Raw genomic sequence first — 16553 nt, 5'->3', positions numbered from 1 at the left:
TTTAAGCCTTTAAAAATTTCTCTTCTAAAGCGATTTGATCTTCAAAATTTTCTCTTTGACGGATCAATCTTACCTGTCCTTCTTCAAGGGCTAATTCGCAAACTTTATTACGAGTATTGTAATTACTACTCATGCTAAAACCATAAGCTCCAGTATTTTTAATAACCATTATATCACCACTTTGAGTGCTAGGCAAAGACCTTGCCTTGGCAAAAAAATCTCCACTTTCACAAATTCCACCCACAACATCGCAAGGACTTTCTTCTCCTTGATTATAAGGCAGTAAAATTTCATGATAAGCTTCATACAAACTTGGGCGAATTAAATCATTCATAGCCCCATCTACTATAACAAAACGCTTTGTTTTATTGTGTTTTTCATAAAGCACAGAGCATACAAATTCTCCACTATTGGCAACCAAAAATCTTCCTGGCTCCATTCCTATAGTTACATCCAGTCCGTGTAGTTGAGCAAGTATTCCTTGTGCATAATCATAAAGATCAGGCTCTACATCTTCTTTTTCATACCTTACTCCAAGTCCACCGCCTATATCAAAGAATTTAAGCTCTATTTGCAAGGCCTTAAGCTCTCTTACTAATTTTGCAACAATCGCAGCCGCTTCATGGATAGGCGAGATATCTAATAATTGAGAACCTATATGAAAATGCACTCCAATAGGCTCTAAATGGGGTGAATTTTTAGCATAAAGATACATTTTTCTTGCAAGGTCAATTTCTACGCCGAATTTATTTTCATTTAAACCTGTAGAAATATAAGGATGAGTTTTAGCATTTACATTTGGATTGACACGGATACTTATCCTTGCCTTTAAATTTAACTCTTTAGCTACACTTTCTAAAAGCATCATTTCAGCTTCGCTTTCAAGATTGATATATAAAATATCGTATTCTAAAGCAAGTCTTAATTCTTCTTGAGTTTTTCCTACGCCACTAAAAATTATCTTATAAGATTTTGCACCTGCTTTTAAAGCGCGTTTAACCTCTCCTATGCTTACACAATCAAACCCGCTGTCAAGCTTTACAAGCATTTGTAAAAGACTTAAATTTGAGTTTGCTTTTACCGCATAAAAAATTTGAGATTTCCTAGCTTTGAAAGCATTTTTAAGTTTTAAAAAACGCTCTTTAATAAAATCAAAATCATAAATATAAAAAGGGGTTTGAAATTCATCTTTGAGTTTTTTATAATCCATTTTTCACCTTTATTTTTAATTTTACTATATTAAAGCTTAATTTATCGGTGCTTGTAAAACATAAAACCACCTAAAAAAATTAACAAAACAATAGGCATAACAATGCCTAATTCACTTAAAATCACACCATTTTCGCTCAATCTTGATAGTAAAAATAACATACCCCAAGTAAGCAAAGTGACTACAAAAGCTACAAAAGCTACAAAAGCTAAATTAAAAAATCTTGCAATAACTGGGAAAAAATAATACATAATAAGCATTAAAAAGGGTGCAAAAAACGGCATAAATACAAGCTTATAAAGACTAATTTTAAGCGATTCTATGCTGATATTTTGTGTTTTAAAAAGCTCCAAACTTTCAAGTATATCTAAGATAGAATAATCACTATCACTAGCTACCCCTTCGATGATCTTAGGCTTAAAACCTTCAAGAGTATTAAGCTCTTTAAATTCGCTGATATTTAACCCCTTATTGCCAAGCTCATATTCTTTAGGAAGTAGGGTTAAATTTCCTTCTTTTAAAATCCAATTTTTCTTTTCAAAAATACCGCTCTTAGCTTCGATAAAAGAACTTAAATTTAAATCCTTAATATTAAAAATTTTAATATTTTGTGCGGTACTTTGTCCATTATTAACCTTAGAAATATAAATAAATTCGTTATTAAATTTTAAAAAAACTTCACCGCTTTGTTTTAGCATGGTGCCATTTTTTAGAATATTTCTTTTATAATCATTTGCATAAGCAAAAGGAGTAAAATTTAACCCCACATACACAAAACAAAAAAATAAAGCCCACAAAAAAGGAAATATTATGACCAAATTTTTACTAAGCCCTAAAGCATAAAGGCTTACAAATTCATTAGCCCTTATCATAGAAACCAAAGAAAGCACCAAAGCAAAGATTAAAGAAACAGGCAAGACATAAGTAACAGCAGAAAAAGCCAAAAAAATCACATAAAGCAAGCTAAGATTTGCTGCATCGGGTAAATCATTGAAATTTAAAAGCAAATCAATACCACAATAAAAACCCAGTAAAGACAGAAAGATAATAAAAAAATTCTTAAGATAAATTCCTGAAATAAAACGAAAAAATATCCACATCTTAAGCCTTTAAGCTATACTTTGAAGATATGGCTGATAAATCATCATTGCGGATAAGCTCAAGTAAAGCTTTTTTAGAATGCTCTAAAACCTTACTTAAAATTAACTCTTCTTCGGCTCTAAATTTACCTAAAACATGAGAAATAACATTCTCACCCTTGCCCACTCCTATACGCACTCTTTCATAATCACTTCCGCATAGATTATCTATGCTTTTAAGTCCATTATGTCCTCCGCTAGAACCGCCTCTTTTAAAACGCAAAGCGCCTAAATTGATATCGATATCATCATGAACGACTATGATTCTTTCACATTTGTAAAAATCATTTACCGCTTTTACGCTTAATCCAGAATTATTCATATAAGTATGAGGTTTAAGAAGTAAAGAAGAGCCCATTTTGAAAAGCTCTCCTTTGAATTTTGAGTTTGTGAGATTTGTGAAATTGCCTTCTTTTAAAAGCAAGTCAATAAGCATAAAGCCGACATTATGGCGAGTATCTTCATACTCTTTGCCTATATTGCCAAGCCCTACGACTAAGATCATCTAGCTTTTTCTACGCCCACTACCGCTACTCTATCAGCATCTATCATAGTTACACCTTCAGGCACTACAATATCACGAACAAGTAAAGCATCACCCACATCAAGCTTACTTACATCAAGTTCGAAGAAATTTGGTAAATTTTCAGCTGGACATTTTACTTTTAATCTTCTTTTTGATTGGATTAAAACACCTTTATTTTTAAGACCTATAGCTGTTCCTGTGATTTTAACTGGAACCATGTATTTAGAAATCACACCTTTTTGTGCAACTTTTAAATCCACATGTTTAAGTTCTGCAGTTACAGGATCTTTTTGATAATCTACAACTACAACGCTTAAAGTTTGAGAACCTACTTTTACATCAAAAATTAAAGTAGTTTTTTTACGAACTTCCTTAATAAACTCATTTACTTTAAAAGCGGCATTGATGTTTTCTAATCCTTTTCCATAGATGTTTGCGATTAGATAACCATCTCTTTTTAAAGCTTTAGCAGCTTTTCTACCGATACTCTCTCTAACGATGCCTTCTAACATCTTTTGTCCTTTCTTAAAAAATGAGCTTTGATTATATCTAATTTTGGCTTATGGAAAAGTAAATTTATAGCTTCTTTTAATTTCTTTAAGATATAATTTGTTTTACAAATATTATGTTAATTTAAGGCTTCATGTGAATGAAAAATTCAATATTAATATAGCTTGGTTTTTAATAATCTTAGGTGGAATTATAGAATGCTTTTGGGTAAGTGGACTTAAATATTCTACAGAAATTTGGCAGTATATTTTAACAGCCATTGGGGTTTGTATTTCTTTTACTTGCTTTTTAAAAGCTTGTGAAAGACTTGAAGTAAGTATTACTTATAGTGTTTTTGTAGGCATTGGCACTATTGGGGTGGTTTTAAATGAAATGTTTATTTTTAACGAAGCTGTTTCTATAATTAAACTTGTGCTTATAGCAATTTTACTTTTAAGTATTATAGCCCTTAAATGGGTAAGCAAGGAAGCTTAAGCTATGGAATGGTTTTATTTGTTTTTAGCTACTGCCTGTGAAATTTTTGGCGTGGTGATCATGAAAGAACTTGTAAGCACTAAAAATAAGCTTTACCTTTTAGCTTTGATAGTGTGTTTTGGATTTTCTTTTACTTTTTTAAGCTTAAGTATGCAAAATATCGCTATGAGCGTTGCTTATGCTATATGGACAGGAGCTGGAACCGCTGGTGGGGTAATGATAGGAGTGCTTTTTTATAAAGAAAGTAAAAGTTTTTTGAAACTTTTTTTAATCGCTGTGATTATTACCTGTACAGCGGGTTTAAAATTTCTTTCTTGAGGATTTTTTGTGCAAATTTATGTAAGTGGAATACATACTGATGTAGGAAAAACACATTTTAGCGCAGCTTTTTGTGCGAATTTTAACTATGATTATTTTAAACTCATTCAAGCAGGAACTCCAACAGATAGTGAGTTTATTGCAAAATTTAGCCCAAAAACAAAGATTTTTAAAGAAGGTATTTTTTTGCAAACTCCAGCTTCTCCTCATCTTGGAAAAATCAAAGAAAAGCTTGATTATAAATCCTTAGATATCATTTTACCAAAAAGCAAAAACCTACTTATTGAGCTTGCGGGTGGGCTTTTTTCTCCTATGGATGAAAATTACACTATGATTGATTTTGTGAATATTTTCAAACACCCTACGATTTTGGTAGCAAAATACTATCTTGGAAGTATTAATCATATCTTGCTTAGCATTGAAGCTTTAAAGCAAAGAAATATCAATCTTTTGGCCCTTGTAATGATGGGTAAAAAAGATATCTTACAAGATGATTTTATAAAAAATTATGCAAAAATTCCTATAATCAATCTTGATTTTTTTGATGAAAATAGCATTTTAAATAAAGATTTTAAAGAGCAAATGCAAGAAATTTTACAACTTAAAATTCCTTAAAAATCTGCTCTAAACTCTCTAGTACATAAACGATTTGTTCTTTTGTGATGATGTAAGGAGGCATAAAATAAATCGTATTTGCTAAAGGTCTTAAAAGCAAACCTTTTTCTAAGGCTTTTTGAAATACAAAAAGTCCTACGCGTTTATACTTGGTGCTTAAAATATCAAAAGCACTGATCATCCCGCAAGTTCTAAAATTACCCAAAAAGTCAAATTTTTCAAGTCTTGAAAATTCTTTTTTGATAAACTCGCTTAAAATTTGATTTTTTACTAAAATATTTTCATCCTCAAAGATATCTAAAACCGCATTTGCTGCCGCGCAAGCTAAGGTATTTCCCGTATAGCTATGAGAATGTAAAAAAGCCTTTTGGCTTTCATAAGTATCATAAAAAGCATTATAAATTTCATCTCTTGTAAGCACTACAGAAAGTGGCATAAATCCACCCGTTATCCCTTTTGAAAGGCAGATAAAATCGGGGCTTTGTTTGCATTGATGTAAGGCAAACAAAGTTCCTGTGCGTCCAAAGCCCACTGCAATTTCATCAAAAATCACTTGCACTCCAAATTTATGGCAAAGCTTTATGGCCTCATCAATAAATCCTGCTTGATACATATGCATATTTCCTGCACATTGCACCAAGGGTTCAAGTATAAAAGCACAAATTTCACTTGCATTTTTTTCTAAAATATCTTTTAAAATTTCAAGCTCTTTAGTGTAGTCTTTGCCTTGTGGCACAGGCGTGCTTAAACACTCTAAAAGCAAGGCTTTGTAAGTATCTTTATAAAGCGCAACATCGCCCACACTTAAAGCCCCTAAGGTTTCACCATGATAAGAATTGCTTAAAGATAAAAATTTACTTTTTTTCACCCCCTTATTTAAATGATAATGAAAACTCATCTTAAGTGCTACTTCAATAGCACTTGAGCCATTATCTGCATAAAAACATTTGTTAAAATTCCTGCCTACTTTTTCGCAAAGTCTTGCAGAAAGCTTGATGATGGGCTCATGTGTAAAGCCTGCTAAGATCACATGCTCTAGCTCATCAACTTGTTTTTTAATGGCATTTGCGATTTTTTCATTACAATGACCAAAAAGATTGACCCACCAAGAACTCACACAATCCATATAAGCTTTATCATCAAAATCATAAAGCCATACGCCTTTTGCTTTTTTTATAGGAATTAAAGGTAGGGTTTCGTGATCTTTCATTTGTGTGCAAGGGTGCCAAATGTGTTTTAAATCGAGATTTTTTAAGATTTGATTTTGCATTATAACTTCTTTTTTAAAAATATTTTGGCAAAATAATACTTTAAATTTCTGAATTTTAGGAAAAAAATGAGCCTTAAAAATATCTTAGAAACCCTTGAAAAAAACCATAATCTTAGAAAACTTACAAGCCTTAAACATGAAGGAAATTTTGTTTTTAAAGAGGGTAAAAAGCTTTTAAATTTAGCGGGGAATGATTATTTAAATTTAAGCTTTTGCAAATCTTTAAAAGATGAATTTTTAGATAATATCAAAGAACAAGACTTATTTTTTTCAAGTTCAAGTTCAAGAAGCTTGAGTGGAAATTTTACAATTTATGAAGAATTAGAAAGCTTTTTAAAATCCAAATTTAAAGAAAAAGAAATTTTACATTTTAACAGCGGTTATCATCTTAATATCTCTTGTATAGCTGCACTTGCAAGCATTCCAAACACACTTTTTTTAGCAGATAAATTCATCCATGCAAGTATGATTGATGGACTAAAACTTGGCGGAGCAAAATTTTTTCGCTTTTATCATAACGATATGAATCATTTAGAAAATTTAATTCAAAAACATTATGATCATTATGAAAATATCATCATTTTAAGCGAAGCGTTATTTAGCATGGATGGTGATTTTTCTGATTTTAATACACTCATCGCCTTTAAAGAAAAATACCCTAAAATCAAACTTTATATCGATGAAGCACACAGCGTGGGTTGCTTTGATGAGGAGGGCTTGGGACTTGTTAAAGCTTTAAATTTGGAAGAAAAGGTTGATTTTATAGTTTTTACCTTTGGCAAGGCTCTTGCTTCTATGGGTGCTTGTATGATTTGTAATAATCTTTATAAAAGCTTTTTTATCAACAAGGCTAGAGCTTTTATTTATTCTACAGCATTGCCTCCTATCAATATAGCTTGGACAAAATTTATTTTTGAAAAAATGAGCGAACTAAAAGAAAAAAGAGAAAAACTACAAATCATAGGCAATTTTTTTAAAAATCAACTCATAGAAAAAAGTCATCAAATTTTAGGCGATGCTTACATCATCTCCTTGGTTTTAGGAGAAAATCAAAAGGCTATAGAATTAGCAAAAAAACTTGAAGTAAATGGCATTTTTGCACCCGCTATAAAAGAACCTACTGTGCCTAAAAATACAGCTAGAATTCGTTTTTCTTTGCATGCAGGACTTAGCAAAGAAGACTTAAAGAAAGTGGTAGAACTTTTATGAAAATAAGCAATTTAATTCAAAATCAAAACTCACAAGAACTTATCTTGGTATTTGGTGGTTTTGCTTCACATCCTAGTCATTTTGCACATTTAAAAAGCGATAAAAATGTAGTTTTGGTTTATGATTATGAAAATTTAGACTTTAAATTTGATTTAAACTCTTTTTCTAAAATCACTCTCATAGCTTTTTCTATGGGAGTTTGCGTGGCAAGTAGAGTTTTAAAAAATATAGAGTTTTCGCAAAAAATAGCTATCAATGGTACTCCTTTTGGTATAGATAAATTAAAAGGAATTCATCCTGCAATTTTTGCTAAGCAAATTAAAAAATTTGATCTTACAGCTTTTAAAAAATCTTTATTTAAAGAGCGCGAAAATGAAGCAAAAGATTTTATCTTTAAAGATGAAAAAGATTTAAAAACCGAGCTTGAAAAACTTTTCGAATTTGCCTTAAAAGAGCGTAATGAAAGCTTTATTTGGGATAAAATTTACTCAAGCAATCATGATGAAATTTTTCCTCAAAATGCTTTAAAAAATACTTTTTCAAAGCTTATTTTTTTAGATGAGCCGCATTTTGCTTTTTTTCATTTTAAAACTTGGGATGAAATTTGAATTTTTTAAAAGCAAAAGATTATCAAAAACACGCAAAAGTGCAAGATTTAATGGGCTTAAAACTTTGTGAAATTTTAAAAAATTTAGAAATTTCGCATTTTAAAAAAGTGTTTGAATTTGGTTGTGGCAGGGGCGAATTTAGCGACAAACTTTCAAAAATTATCACTTTTGATGAATATTTAAAAAATGATATTTTGGATTATCCTGATAATCTTAATGTAGAAATTTTTGATATGAATACCCTAGCTACACAGAATTTAAGCAAGCAAAAATTTGATCTTATCACTTCTAATGCAAGTTTGCAATGGCTTGATTTAAAGCAGGTTTTGCCCACGCTAGCAAATATGCTAAATAAAAAAGGAATTTTACTTCTTTCTACTTTTGGAGAAATGAATTTAAAAGAGATCAAACAAAGCACAAGCTTGGGTTTAAAATATTTTAGCACAAAAGAACTTGAACAAATTTTCAAACCCTATTTTTCCGATATTAAAATCACAGAAGAAATTGTAAATTTGGAATTTCAAAACGCTTTAGAAGTTTTTAGACATTTAAAATTAAGCGGAGTAAATTCTTTGGGATTTTATCGCTTAAACAAGCAATTCTTAAAAGAATTTGAAGAAAAATTTCAAAATAAACTCACTTATCATCCTATTTTTATTTTATGCAAAAAAGATACAAAATAAAATTTCTTATGTTATAATACAAAAAATCAAGATTATCGACAAAGGAAAGTGCAATGAAAAAGCTCGTGTTATGTTTTATAGTGTTGTTTTTATCTTTAAATTTAAATGCACAAAATTTAAGTGTTTTCGTAGCTTCTTCGGCTTCAAAAGCTATGGAAGAGGTCAAAAATGAATTTTTAAAATCACACCCTAATGACAATATAGATCTTGTTTTTGGCGCTTCAGGAAAGTATTATCAACTTTTGAAACAAGGGCGGGAATTTGATCTATTTTTTTCAGCCGATACAAAATACGCGCAAGCAATTTATGAGGATCAAAACGCTTTAGATAAACCAAAAGTTTATGTTTTAGGTATCTTAGCCCTATATAGCTTAGATGAAAGCTTACTTGAAGGTGGGATAGAAAAGCTAAAAGATAAAGCAAATAAAATTCATCACCTAAGCCTTGCAAATCCAAAGGTTGCTCCTTATGGAGTAGCTGCTAAAGAAGTGCTTGAAAATTTAAATTTAGACAAACTCTTTGAAGATAAAATTGTTTTAGGTGAAAATATCTCCGTGCCTGTTTTACATGTCGATAGCAATAATGCAGATTTGGGTATTGTGGCTTATTCTCTAGTATCTTCTATCAATCATCCTAAAGGCAAAGCTATTTTAATTGATCAAAAATACTTCACTCCTTTAAAACAAAGCTATGTCATCACAAAATACGCTAAAGATAAAAAATTAGCCTTTGAATTTAGCGATTTTATCAGTTCGCAAAAAGTAAAAGAAATCTTTAAAAAATACGGATTTGACACACCTTGAATATCTTAAATGGTAAGATTATAGAGCTTTTAAATGAGGGTGAGATTGTCATCGTTAAGATCAGTATTAAAGAGCAAATTTTTAAAGTTTTAATGCTTGATCTTCATTCTTTGCAAGATCTTAAAATAGGTACAAAAATTCAAGTACTTTTCAAAGAACACGAACTTGGCTTTACTTTACCCCATTCTATTTTAAGTGTGGAAAATTCATTTCTAGCAAGGATTAAAAGTATCAAAAAAGGCAAAATTCTATATCATATCTTTTTTGATTTTGAGGGTGATGAAATTTCTAGCATTATCACCAAAGAAAAAGCCTTAGAGCTCAAACTTGAAGAAGGACAAGAATGGCTTTGCTTTGTCAAGGAAAATGATATCATTTTAAAGGCTGTTTATGGATAATGATTTTTTACAAACCCTTTATCTTACCTTTAAACTTGCATTTATCACCACCTTTATGCTCTTTTTCATCGGAGTATTTTTAGCCTATCTTTTAAGCTTTGTGAAATTTCCTTTTAAAAGCTTGGTGCAAACCTTTGTAGCTTTGCCCTTGGTTTTGCCTCCAAGTGTTTTGGGTTTTTATTTGCTCATAAGCTTTTCACAAAACAGCTTTTTAGGACAATTTTTAAAAGAATATTTTAACCTTTCTTTGGTTTTTAGCTTTGAAGGTTTGGTATTTGCTTCTTTGATTTTTTCCCTACCCTTTATGGTAAATCCTTTACAAAGCGCTTTTTCATCGATCAATCAAAACCTACTTGATGCTTCTTATACTCTAGGAAAGGGTAAAATTTACACACTTTTTAGAGTAATTTTGCCCAATTCTAAAGTAGGGATTTTTAGCGCTTGTGCGATGAGTTTTGCACACACTATCGGTGAATTTGGAGTGGTGATGATGATAGGTGGACATAAAAAAGGTGAAACTTTGGTCGCAAGTATTGCTATTTATGATGAGCTTGAAGTTTTAAACTATACTTTAGCACATCAATACGCTTTTACTTTATTTGCGATTTCTTTTACCATACTCTTAAGTCTTTATTTTGTAAATAAAAAAATCGCTCTATAGGCCACTTTTATGATAAAAATCGATATAAAACTTCCCATCAACACAGCAAAAGGCAAGAAGCAACTAGAATTAAACACTTGCTTAAAAGCAAATGAAATCACTGCTATTTTTGGGGAAAGCGGTGCGGGAAAAACAACTCTACTTAAAATCATTGCAGGACTTATAAAACCTGAATTTGGACGCATAGAAGTAGGAGATGAGCTTTGGTTTGATACCCAAAAAAATGTCAATTTAGCCATACAAAAAAGAAAAATCGGCTTTGTTTTTCAAGATTACGCTCTTTTTCCAAATATGAGCGTAAAAGAAAACATTTCTTATGCTGCGACTTCAAAACAAAAAGCAGAAGAGCTTTTAAGCTTAATGAATTTGGAAAATTTAGCCAAAATTTATCCCAAAAATTTAAGTGGCGGACAAGCACAAAGAGTGGCTTTAGCAAGGGCTTTAGCAAGAGAGCCACAAATTTTACTTTTAGATGAGCCTTTGAGTGCATTGGACTTTAAAATGCGATCTTTTTTACAAGATGAGCTTGTGAAAATTTTACAACATTTTAAAATCACGACTTTATTAGTAAGTCACGATTTGGCTGAAATTTACAAATTGAGCCATAGAATTTTAGAGCTTAGTGATGGAAAAATCATCAAAGATGCAAGAACAAATGAATTTTTTACCTCATCAAATTTAAGTGCGAAATTACGCTTAAGTGCAACTTTGCTAGAAATTAAAAAAAGTGATATTTTAGTGGTTTTAACCTTGCTTTTAAATCAAGATATTATTAAAATCACTCTTAGTGAAGAGGAATTTCTAAAAGCTTATCAAGATGTAAAAATCGGCGATACGCTTTTGCTATCCATAAAAGCCTTTAACCCTATCATCGTAGGAAAACTTGATAAATAAGAGCAAAAATTTAATTTTTTAATGAGTACTTTAAGTGTACGCAAATCATACAATTAAGTATTTTTGCATTTTACGAAATACTCACTAGCCATCATTTTTAACTTTTTTTACAAGTTCATCTAAATATTTTTCTAAAATTTTTTCTCTTTTATATAAATCTTCAAATTTATCAATATCTAAATTTAGCGCGAAAGCCTTATATTTATTTTCATCTTTTAAATACACAAAACCTACAATCCAAGCAATTTTTTGCTCATCATTAAAACCTGTTTTTCCAAAAAGCTCTAAATTTTCCATATTTTTTAAATAAATCATTTCCTTAACACTATTCATTGCTTCTTGAGAAAAAGGTAAGCTATTTTGTGAAAGTCTAAAAAGCAAAATTGCTTGTTCTTTAGCGCTTATTTTTAGTGAGTTGTCAAGCCAAAAAGTATCGATCTTGGAAATTTTAGCATTACCATAATGAAGCTTGTTTAAATATTCTTGCATAGTTTTGATACCAATTCTTCTTGCCACTTCTTTAAAAGCAAGAACATTAGAATATTTTATAGCTGAACTTAAATTCATATCTTGCGCCCAAGAAGATAAAAATACTTTTTCACCTCTATAGTGATAAAAAATTTCTTTTTTAGTTTTTATCACACCACTATCAAGTGCAATTAGAGCATTAAAAATTTTAAAAGTGGAAGCGGGAGAGAAAGTCTCCATAGCCCTTGAAAAGTCGTTACTCGCCCAAGTTTTTCCATCATAAAAAACAAAAGTGCCGCTTGTATTATACTCTTTAAACCAATTATTTAATATCTTATCTTGCCCAAACACTAAATTTAAGAAAAGTAAAAATAAAGTTATTTTTTTCATAAAATATCTTTCTATTTAAATAATTTTAAACAAAATACTTTTTAAAGCTTTATTTTCTTTAAATATCCTTTAACATGAACTGAAATTTTCTAAAATTGTGACCATTAAAGCAATCCATCGATTAAATATAACTTACTTTATCATTCATTTACTATTTATGAAAAATTATATGCTAGTTTTTTGCTTATTATTTTATAGCTAAAAATTGAGGTATGCAAAATGAGAAAAAGTATGATTAGTTTTTTGGAAAAAAAGGCCAAAAATGAAAAAATAACCATGGTAAGTGCGTATGATTATCATAGTGCAAGAATTTTAGACAATAGCGATATAGATATTATATTGGTTGGAGATTCATTAGCCATGACGGTACTTGGTATGCAAGATACTTTAAGTGTTACTATGGATGAAATGTTGATTTTTACCAAAGCTGTTTCTCGCGGAGCTAAAAAGTCTTTCGTACTTGCTGATATGCCTTTTATGTCTTATCAAAGTTCAGATCGTGACGCTATCTTAAATGCCTCAAGATTTATCAAAGAAAGCCACGCAAATGGGGTAAAAGTGGAAGGGGGTATAGAAATCGCAAGCAAGATTAAATTGATTTCCCAATCAGGAATACCCGTCGTTGCTCACCTAGGTTTAACCCCACAAGCTGTAAATATGCTAGGTGGCTATAGGGTTCAAGGTAAAGATTTACAATCGGCCCAAAAAATTATAGATGATGCAAAAGCTGTGCAAGATGCGGGTGCTTGTATGTTGGTTTTAGAATGTGTGCCTGTAAAACTAGCACAAAAAATAAGCTCTATTTTAGAAATTCCAACAATCGGCATAGGTTCAGGCAAATACTGCGATGGACAAGTTTTAGTTTATCACGATCTTTTGGGTTTAAATAAAGATTTTAAAGCAAAATTTGTAAAGCATTTTGATAAAATTGATCCTCAAGTAGGAGTTGAAAAATATAGAGATGAAGTTAAAAGCGGTATTTTTCCTTCCCAAGAGCACAGCTTTGATTATTTAGATGATGAATTATTAGATAAATTATACTAAGGATACAAATATGCAAGTCATTACTTCTGTCAAAGAAGCAAAACAAATTGTAAAAGATTGGAAATCACATCAACTTAGTATAGGCTATGTTCCAACCATGGGTTTTTTACACGATGGACATTTAAGTTTAGTCAAACATGCCAAAACACAAGATAAGGTTATAGTAAGTATCTTTGTAAATCCTATGCAATTTGGGCCTAATGAAGATTTTTCTAGTTATCCAAGAGATTTAGAACGCGACATTAAAATGTGTCAAGATAATGGCGTTGATATGGTTTTTATCCCCGATGCAACTCAAATGTATCTTAAGAATTTTAGCACCTATGTAGATATGAATACGATCACTGATAAACTTTGTGGGGCTAAAAGACCGGGGCATTTTAGAGGCGTTTGCACGGTTTTAACTAAATTTTTTAATATCCTAAACCCTGATATAGTCTATATGGGGCAAAAAGACGCGCAGCAATGCGTAGTCGTTAGGCATATGGTTGATGATTTAAATTTTGATTTAAAAATTCAAATTTGTCCTATCATTAGAGAAGAAGATGGCTTAGCTAAAAGCTCTAGAAATGTATATCTTAGCAAAGAAGAAAGAAAAGCGTCACTAGCTATATCTCAAAGCATTTTTTTGGCTGAAAAATTAGTCCGAGAGGGAGAAAAAAATACTTCTAAGATCATCCAAGCTATGAAAGATATTTTAGAAAAAGAAAAACTAATCAAAATCGATTATATAGAATTAGTCGATTTTAACACCATGGAAAATATCGAAAATATCACTGATAATGTTTTAGGAGCGGTGGCTGCTTTTGTTGGAAAAACAAGACTCATTGATAATTTTTTAGTACAAGGATTAAAATGAATATCACTTTACTCAAATCAAAAATACATCGCGCAAGCGTAACAGAAGCTAGGCTTGATTATGTAGGAAGTATAAGTATAGATGAAAAATTATTGCAAGCGAGTGGAATTTTAGAATACGAAAAAGTCCAAGTAGTCAATGTCAATAATGGCGCTAGATTTGAAACCTATACCATAGCCACGCAAGAAGAAGGAGTTGTATGCTTAAATGGTGCTGCGGCTCGTCTTGCAGAAGTGGGAGATAAGGTGATCATCATGTCTTATGCTGATTTTAATGAAGAAGAAGTAAAAACATTTAAACCAAAAGTTGTTTTTGTGGATGAAAATAACACTGCTACAAAAATAACAAATTATGAAAAACACGGAGCTATTTTCTAACATCTAGCTATTTTTGTAATTTTTTCTATCTTAGATAAATTCATTTATCTAAGATAAGTAAAAAATGATTTTTATATCTTTTAATCCATTATTTTTGCTTATCTTAACTTCTAGTTTTTATAAACCACATCTTTTTTCATTAAAAATTTTTTTAAATTTTGTCCCTCTTTGATAACCTTGTTTTCCCTTATAAGTTCAAAACCATTTTTTAAGAAAAAATCTTTAGCACTTAAGGATGCGAAAGTGTAAATTTCATTATGCAAATAAGTTTTTAAAATAAAATCAAGTAAATTTTGTGCTAAACCTTGTCTAACAAAATCAGGATGAGTAAAAAGCAAATCAAGCAATTTCTGCTCTTGTTTAACACTTATAAAACTTGCGATTTTTCCTCTTTTTTCATAGACAAAGATCTCATCATATTTAAATTTTTCTTCCCATTGTTGTCTATCAATTTTAATCCAAGCACAAATTTGATCTTTTGTATAATCCTTAGCACAAAGTGTTTTTACGCTTTGCTCAAAAAGCGACAAACAAGCATTTAAATCCTTAATATCAGTTTTTCTTAGCAAGAACTTTTCTTAATGCCAAGCTGGCTAGGGCTAAACCAAAAGATGCAGTCACACCCATAAAAGATCCAAGATCTTTACAATGCGCTTCCTCATCTGAAAATACCACATCAAAATTTCCTTTAAAGCCTGATTTTCTAAGTTCATAACGGAATTTTTTCGCTAAAGCATCTCCGTGGGTTTTAAATATACTTGTAGTTTTTATACGCGTAGGATCAAGCTTTCTAGCCCCACCCGTAGAAGAGATAAAAATTTGACGCTTAAAATCGATCAAATTTGCAAGCGCTACTTTTGCAGGAATATCATCAATTGCATCGATGATTAAATCAAATTCACTTAAATCAAAATTCGCTAAAAATTCATTATCTATTTTACTTACTATACCCTTAGCATTGTAAATTCTAGCAAAAACCTTAGCTTTTTCTTCGCCCAAATTTTCACTATGAATTTGGCGGTTTTGATTGGTGATTTCAAATTTATCCGCATCGATTAAAGTAAGATTTTGAAAACCGCTACGATAAAGTGCGTCTACACACATCCCACCTACTCCACCAAGTCCGCATACGAGCACCTTGGTTTGTGAAATTTTATTGAAGTTTTCCTCGCTTACTAGCCATTTTATACGCGTAAATCTATCATTCATTATTTGCCTTTAACCATTTTTTAACTTTTTTCATTTTGTCATAAGCACTTAAATCAAGCATTATAGGAGTTATAGTCACATAACCCTTTTTCAATAAAGCTATATCGCTATCTTTCTCATCTTCAAAATCCAAATTTGCTGCTGCTAGCCAATAATACTCCACTCCGCGTGGATTGATATTTGAATGCGCTTCAAAATTATACACTCGCTTACCTGCTTTACAAATTTTAATGCCTTTTATATTGGATTTTGCTGGAAAATTAATGTTTAAAAATTCTTTTTTTCCTAAAGGAAAGCCTTTATCAAAAATATTTTGAACGATTTTTTTAGTAATTTTTAAAGCATTTTTAAAATCAAGCTCTTTTTCACTTTTTTTGTAAAATTGCGAAAGAGCTATGGCTGGAATTCCTTGTAAAACTGCTTCCATAGCACCCGCACAAGTACCTGAATATGTGATATCTTCACCCACATTTGCACCTTTATTAATCCCACTTATCACAAGATCAGGCAAACGCGTTTTATAAAGCGCATGAAGAGCAAGATAAACACAATCTGCAGGGGTTCCATCATCAAGCTTGTAAAATCTTTTTCCTACTTTGATAAAACGCAAGGGTTTTGTAAGGGTTATAGAATGTGAACAAGCTGATTTTTCAGTAGCAGGCGCAACTATGGTAATTTTTGCTTTAAATTCTTTTTTTAACATTTTAATGAGTTTTTTAAGTCCCTCACTTTCAAAACCATCATCATTGGTAATAAGAATTTCTTTCATTGCTCTTCCTTGCAAAAGATAAAATTTGGATTGTAGCATATTTTTGTAATATAAATTTTGATTTTAAAATATTAATTTTAATACTATTTTTAATTATATTTTTATTTAATATTTATTAA

General features: G+C 30.7%; 22 protein-coding genes. 13 read left to right on the top strand and 9 right to left on the bottom strand.

The features are described from left to right. Position 1 precedes the first annotated feature (1 nt). The 4 genes from lysA to CCO88_RS05560 are packed head-to-tail and all read right to left on the bottom strand — an operon-like array spanning position 2 to position 3387. A complete protein-coding gene (gene lysA / locus CCO88_RS05575) occupies positions 2-1210 on the bottom strand; it encodes a diaminopimelate decarboxylase (RefSeq protein ID WP_002778164.1) in 1209 nt (402 codons plus the stop codon). Between the two features lie 41 nt (positions 1211-1251). Then, the gene (locus tag CCO88_RS05570; RefSeq protein ID WP_002778162.1) at positions 1252-2310 is read right to left on the bottom strand and encodes an LptF/LptG family permease; all 1059 of its coding nucleotides are present in this window, start codon (positions 2308-2310) and stop codon (positions 1252-1254) included. 1 nt (position 2311) lies between these two features. Then, positions 2312-2854 carry an aminoacyl-tRNA hydrolase gene (gene pth, locus CCO88_RS05565; protein ID WP_002778160.1) on the bottom strand — a complete coding sequence of 181 codons (543 nt, stop codon included), beginning with the start codon at positions 2852-2854 and terminating at the stop codon, positions 2312-2314. Beyond that, complete coding sequence (locus tag CCO88_RS05560; protein ID WP_002783216.1) at positions 2851-3387, bottom strand: 50S ribosomal protein L25/general stress protein Ctc; 537 nt, start codon at positions 3385-3387, stop codon at positions 2851-2853. The genes pth and CCO88_RS05560 overlap by 4 nt, the downstream gene beginning before the upstream one ends. Positions 3388-3520: 133 nt before the next feature. Between CCO88_RS05560 and CCO88_RS05555 the strand changes: the two genes are divergently transcribed. From CCO88_RS05555 to CCO88_RS05545, 3 genes are read left to right on the top strand one after another with little or no spacing between them, the layout of a single operon-like run. Beyond that, positions 3521-3859: a DMT family transporter gene (locus tag CCO88_RS05555; RefSeq protein ID WP_002783219.1), complete on the top strand. Its 339-nt coding sequence runs from the start codon at positions 3521-3523 to the stop codon at positions 3857-3859. Positions 3860-3862: 3 nt separating this feature from the next. After that, positions 3863-4177: a DMT family transporter gene (locus CCO88_RS05550; protein ID WP_002783223.1), complete on the top strand. Its 315-nt coding sequence runs from the start codon at positions 3863-3865 to the stop codon at positions 4175-4177. Positions 4178-4186: 9 nt separating this feature from the next. Continuing rightward, positions 4187-4792 carry a dethiobiotin synthase gene (locus tag CCO88_RS05545; RefSeq protein ID WP_002783225.1) on the top strand — a complete coding sequence of 202 codons (606 nt, stop codon included), beginning with the start codon at positions 4187-4189 and terminating at the stop codon, positions 4790-4792. On the opposite strand, the gene CCO88_RS05540 is transcribed toward CCO88_RS05545, so the two are convergent. Next, the gene (locus CCO88_RS05540) at positions 4779-6062 is read right to left on the bottom strand and encodes an adenosylmethionine--8-amino-7-oxononanoate transaminase (RefSeq protein WP_002783226.1); all 1284 of its coding nucleotides are present in this window, start codon (positions 6060-6062) and stop codon (positions 4779-4781) included. The two genes, CCO88_RS05545 and CCO88_RS05540, sit on opposite strands and share 14 nt — an antisense overlap. Before the next feature lie 66 nt (positions 6063-6128). On the opposite strand from CCO88_RS05540, the gene CCO88_RS05535 reads away from it, so the two are divergent. The 7 genes from CCO88_RS05535 to CCO88_RS05505 are packed head-to-tail and all read left to right on the top strand — an operon-like array spanning position 6129 to position 11318. Beyond that, positions 6129-7271: an aminotransferase class I/II-fold pyridoxal phosphate-dependent enzyme gene (locus CCO88_RS05535; protein ID WP_002783227.1), complete on the top strand. Its 1143-nt coding sequence runs from the start codon at positions 6129-6131 to the stop codon at positions 7269-7271. Next, positions 7268-7879, top strand: a complete 612-nt coding sequence (locus CCO88_RS05530) for a pimeloyl-ACP methyl esterase BioG family protein (protein ID WP_002839680.1) — start codon at positions 7268-7270, stop codon at positions 7877-7879. Before CCO88_RS05535 ends, CCO88_RS05530 begins: the two co-directional genes overlap by 4 nt. Further along, positions 7876-8562, top strand: coding sequence for a malonyl-ACP O-methyltransferase BioC (bioC, locus tag CCO88_RS05525; protein ID WP_002778141.1), 687 nt, complete (start codon positions 7876-7878; stop codon positions 8560-8562). Before CCO88_RS05530 ends, bioC begins: the two co-directional genes overlap by 4 nt. A gap of 53 nt (positions 8563-8615) precedes the next feature. Further along, positions 8616-9365: a molybdate ABC transporter substrate-binding protein gene (gene modA / locus CCO88_RS05520; RefSeq protein WP_002839677.1), complete on the top strand. Its 750-nt coding sequence runs from the start codon at positions 8616-8618 to the stop codon at positions 9363-9365. Beyond that, the gene (locus tag CCO88_RS05515) at positions 9362-9763 is read left to right on the top strand and encodes a TOBE domain-containing protein (protein WP_002778137.1); all 402 of its coding nucleotides are present in this window, start codon (positions 9362-9364) and stop codon (positions 9761-9763) included. Before modA ends, CCO88_RS05515 begins: the two co-directional genes overlap by 4 nt. Further along, positions 9756-10424: a molybdate ABC transporter permease subunit gene (gene modB, locus CCO88_RS05510; protein ID WP_002778136.1), complete on the top strand. Its 669-nt coding sequence runs from the start codon at positions 9756-9758 to the stop codon at positions 10422-10424. Before CCO88_RS05515 ends, modB begins: the two co-directional genes overlap by 8 nt. A 9-nt stretch (positions 10425-10433) precedes the next feature. After that, positions 10434-11318, top strand: coding sequence for a sulfate/molybdate ABC transporter ATP-binding protein (locus tag CCO88_RS05505; RefSeq protein ID WP_002785357.1), 885 nt, complete (start codon positions 10434-10436; stop codon positions 11316-11318). An 84-nt stretch (positions 11319-11402) separates the two neighbouring features. Here the strand turns inward: CCO88_RS05505 and CCO88_RS05500 are convergent, their stop codons facing one another. Further along, the gene (locus tag CCO88_RS05500) at positions 11403-12176 is read right to left on the bottom strand and encodes an OXA-61 family class D beta-lactamase OXA-193 (protein WP_002783228.1); all 774 of its coding nucleotides are present in this window, start codon (positions 12174-12176) and stop codon (positions 11403-11405) included. A 219-nt stretch (positions 12177-12395) separates the two neighbouring features. Between CCO88_RS05500 and panB the strand changes: the two genes are divergently transcribed. Genes panB through panD form a run of 3 tightly spaced genes read left to right on the top strand, consistent with a single transcriptional unit; the run spans position 12396 to position 14456 of the window. After that, the gene (gene panB, locus CCO88_RS05495; RefSeq protein ID WP_002783229.1) at positions 12396-13220 is read left to right on the top strand and encodes a 3-methyl-2-oxobutanoate hydroxymethyltransferase; all 825 of its coding nucleotides are present in this window, start codon (positions 12396-12398) and stop codon (positions 13218-13220) included. Positions 13221-13230: 10 nt separating this feature from the next. Continuing rightward, positions 13231-14079 carry a pantoate--beta-alanine ligase gene (gene panC, locus CCO88_RS05490; RefSeq protein ID WP_002778123.1) on the top strand — a complete coding sequence of 283 codons (849 nt, stop codon included), beginning with the start codon at positions 13231-13233 and terminating at the stop codon, positions 14077-14079. Then, positions 14076-14456 (top strand): aspartate 1-decarboxylase, encoded by a 381-nt coding sequence (gene panD / locus CCO88_RS05485; protein ID WP_002778106.1) that lies wholly within the window; start codon positions 14076-14078, stop codon positions 14454-14456. The genes panC and panD overlap by 4 nt, the downstream gene beginning before the upstream one ends. A gap of 110 nt (positions 14457-14566) precedes the next feature. On the opposite strand, the gene CCO88_RS05480 is transcribed toward panD, so the two are convergent. The 3 genes from CCO88_RS05480 to surE are packed head-to-tail and all read right to left on the bottom strand — an operon-like array spanning position 14567 to position 16434. Beyond that, positions 14567-15025 (bottom strand): GNAT family N-acetyltransferase, encoded by a 459-nt coding sequence (locus tag CCO88_RS05480; protein ID WP_002783237.1) that lies wholly within the window; start codon positions 15023-15025, stop codon positions 14567-14569. Beyond that, the gene (locus CCO88_RS05475; protein WP_072212055.1) at positions 15009-15668 is read right to left on the bottom strand and encodes a ThiF family adenylyltransferase; all 660 of its coding nucleotides are present in this window, start codon (positions 15666-15668) and stop codon (positions 15009-15011) included. The genes CCO88_RS05480 and CCO88_RS05475 overlap by 17 nt, the downstream gene beginning before the upstream one ends. Next, positions 15658-16434 (bottom strand): 5'/3'-nucleotidase SurE, encoded by a 777-nt coding sequence (gene surE, locus CCO88_RS05470; protein ID WP_002781752.1) that lies wholly within the window; start codon positions 16432-16434, stop codon positions 15658-15660. Before surE ends, CCO88_RS05475 begins: the two co-directional genes overlap by 11 nt. Positions 16435-16553: the final 119 nt, after the last annotated feature.

This window comes from Campylobacter coli LMG 9860 (genome assembly GCF_000254135.1).
Lineage (GTDB): Bacteria > Campylobacterota > Campylobacteria > Campylobacterales > Campylobacteraceae > Campylobacter_D > Campylobacter_D coli.
This window is presented reverse-complemented; position numbering and strand designations above follow the sequence as displayed.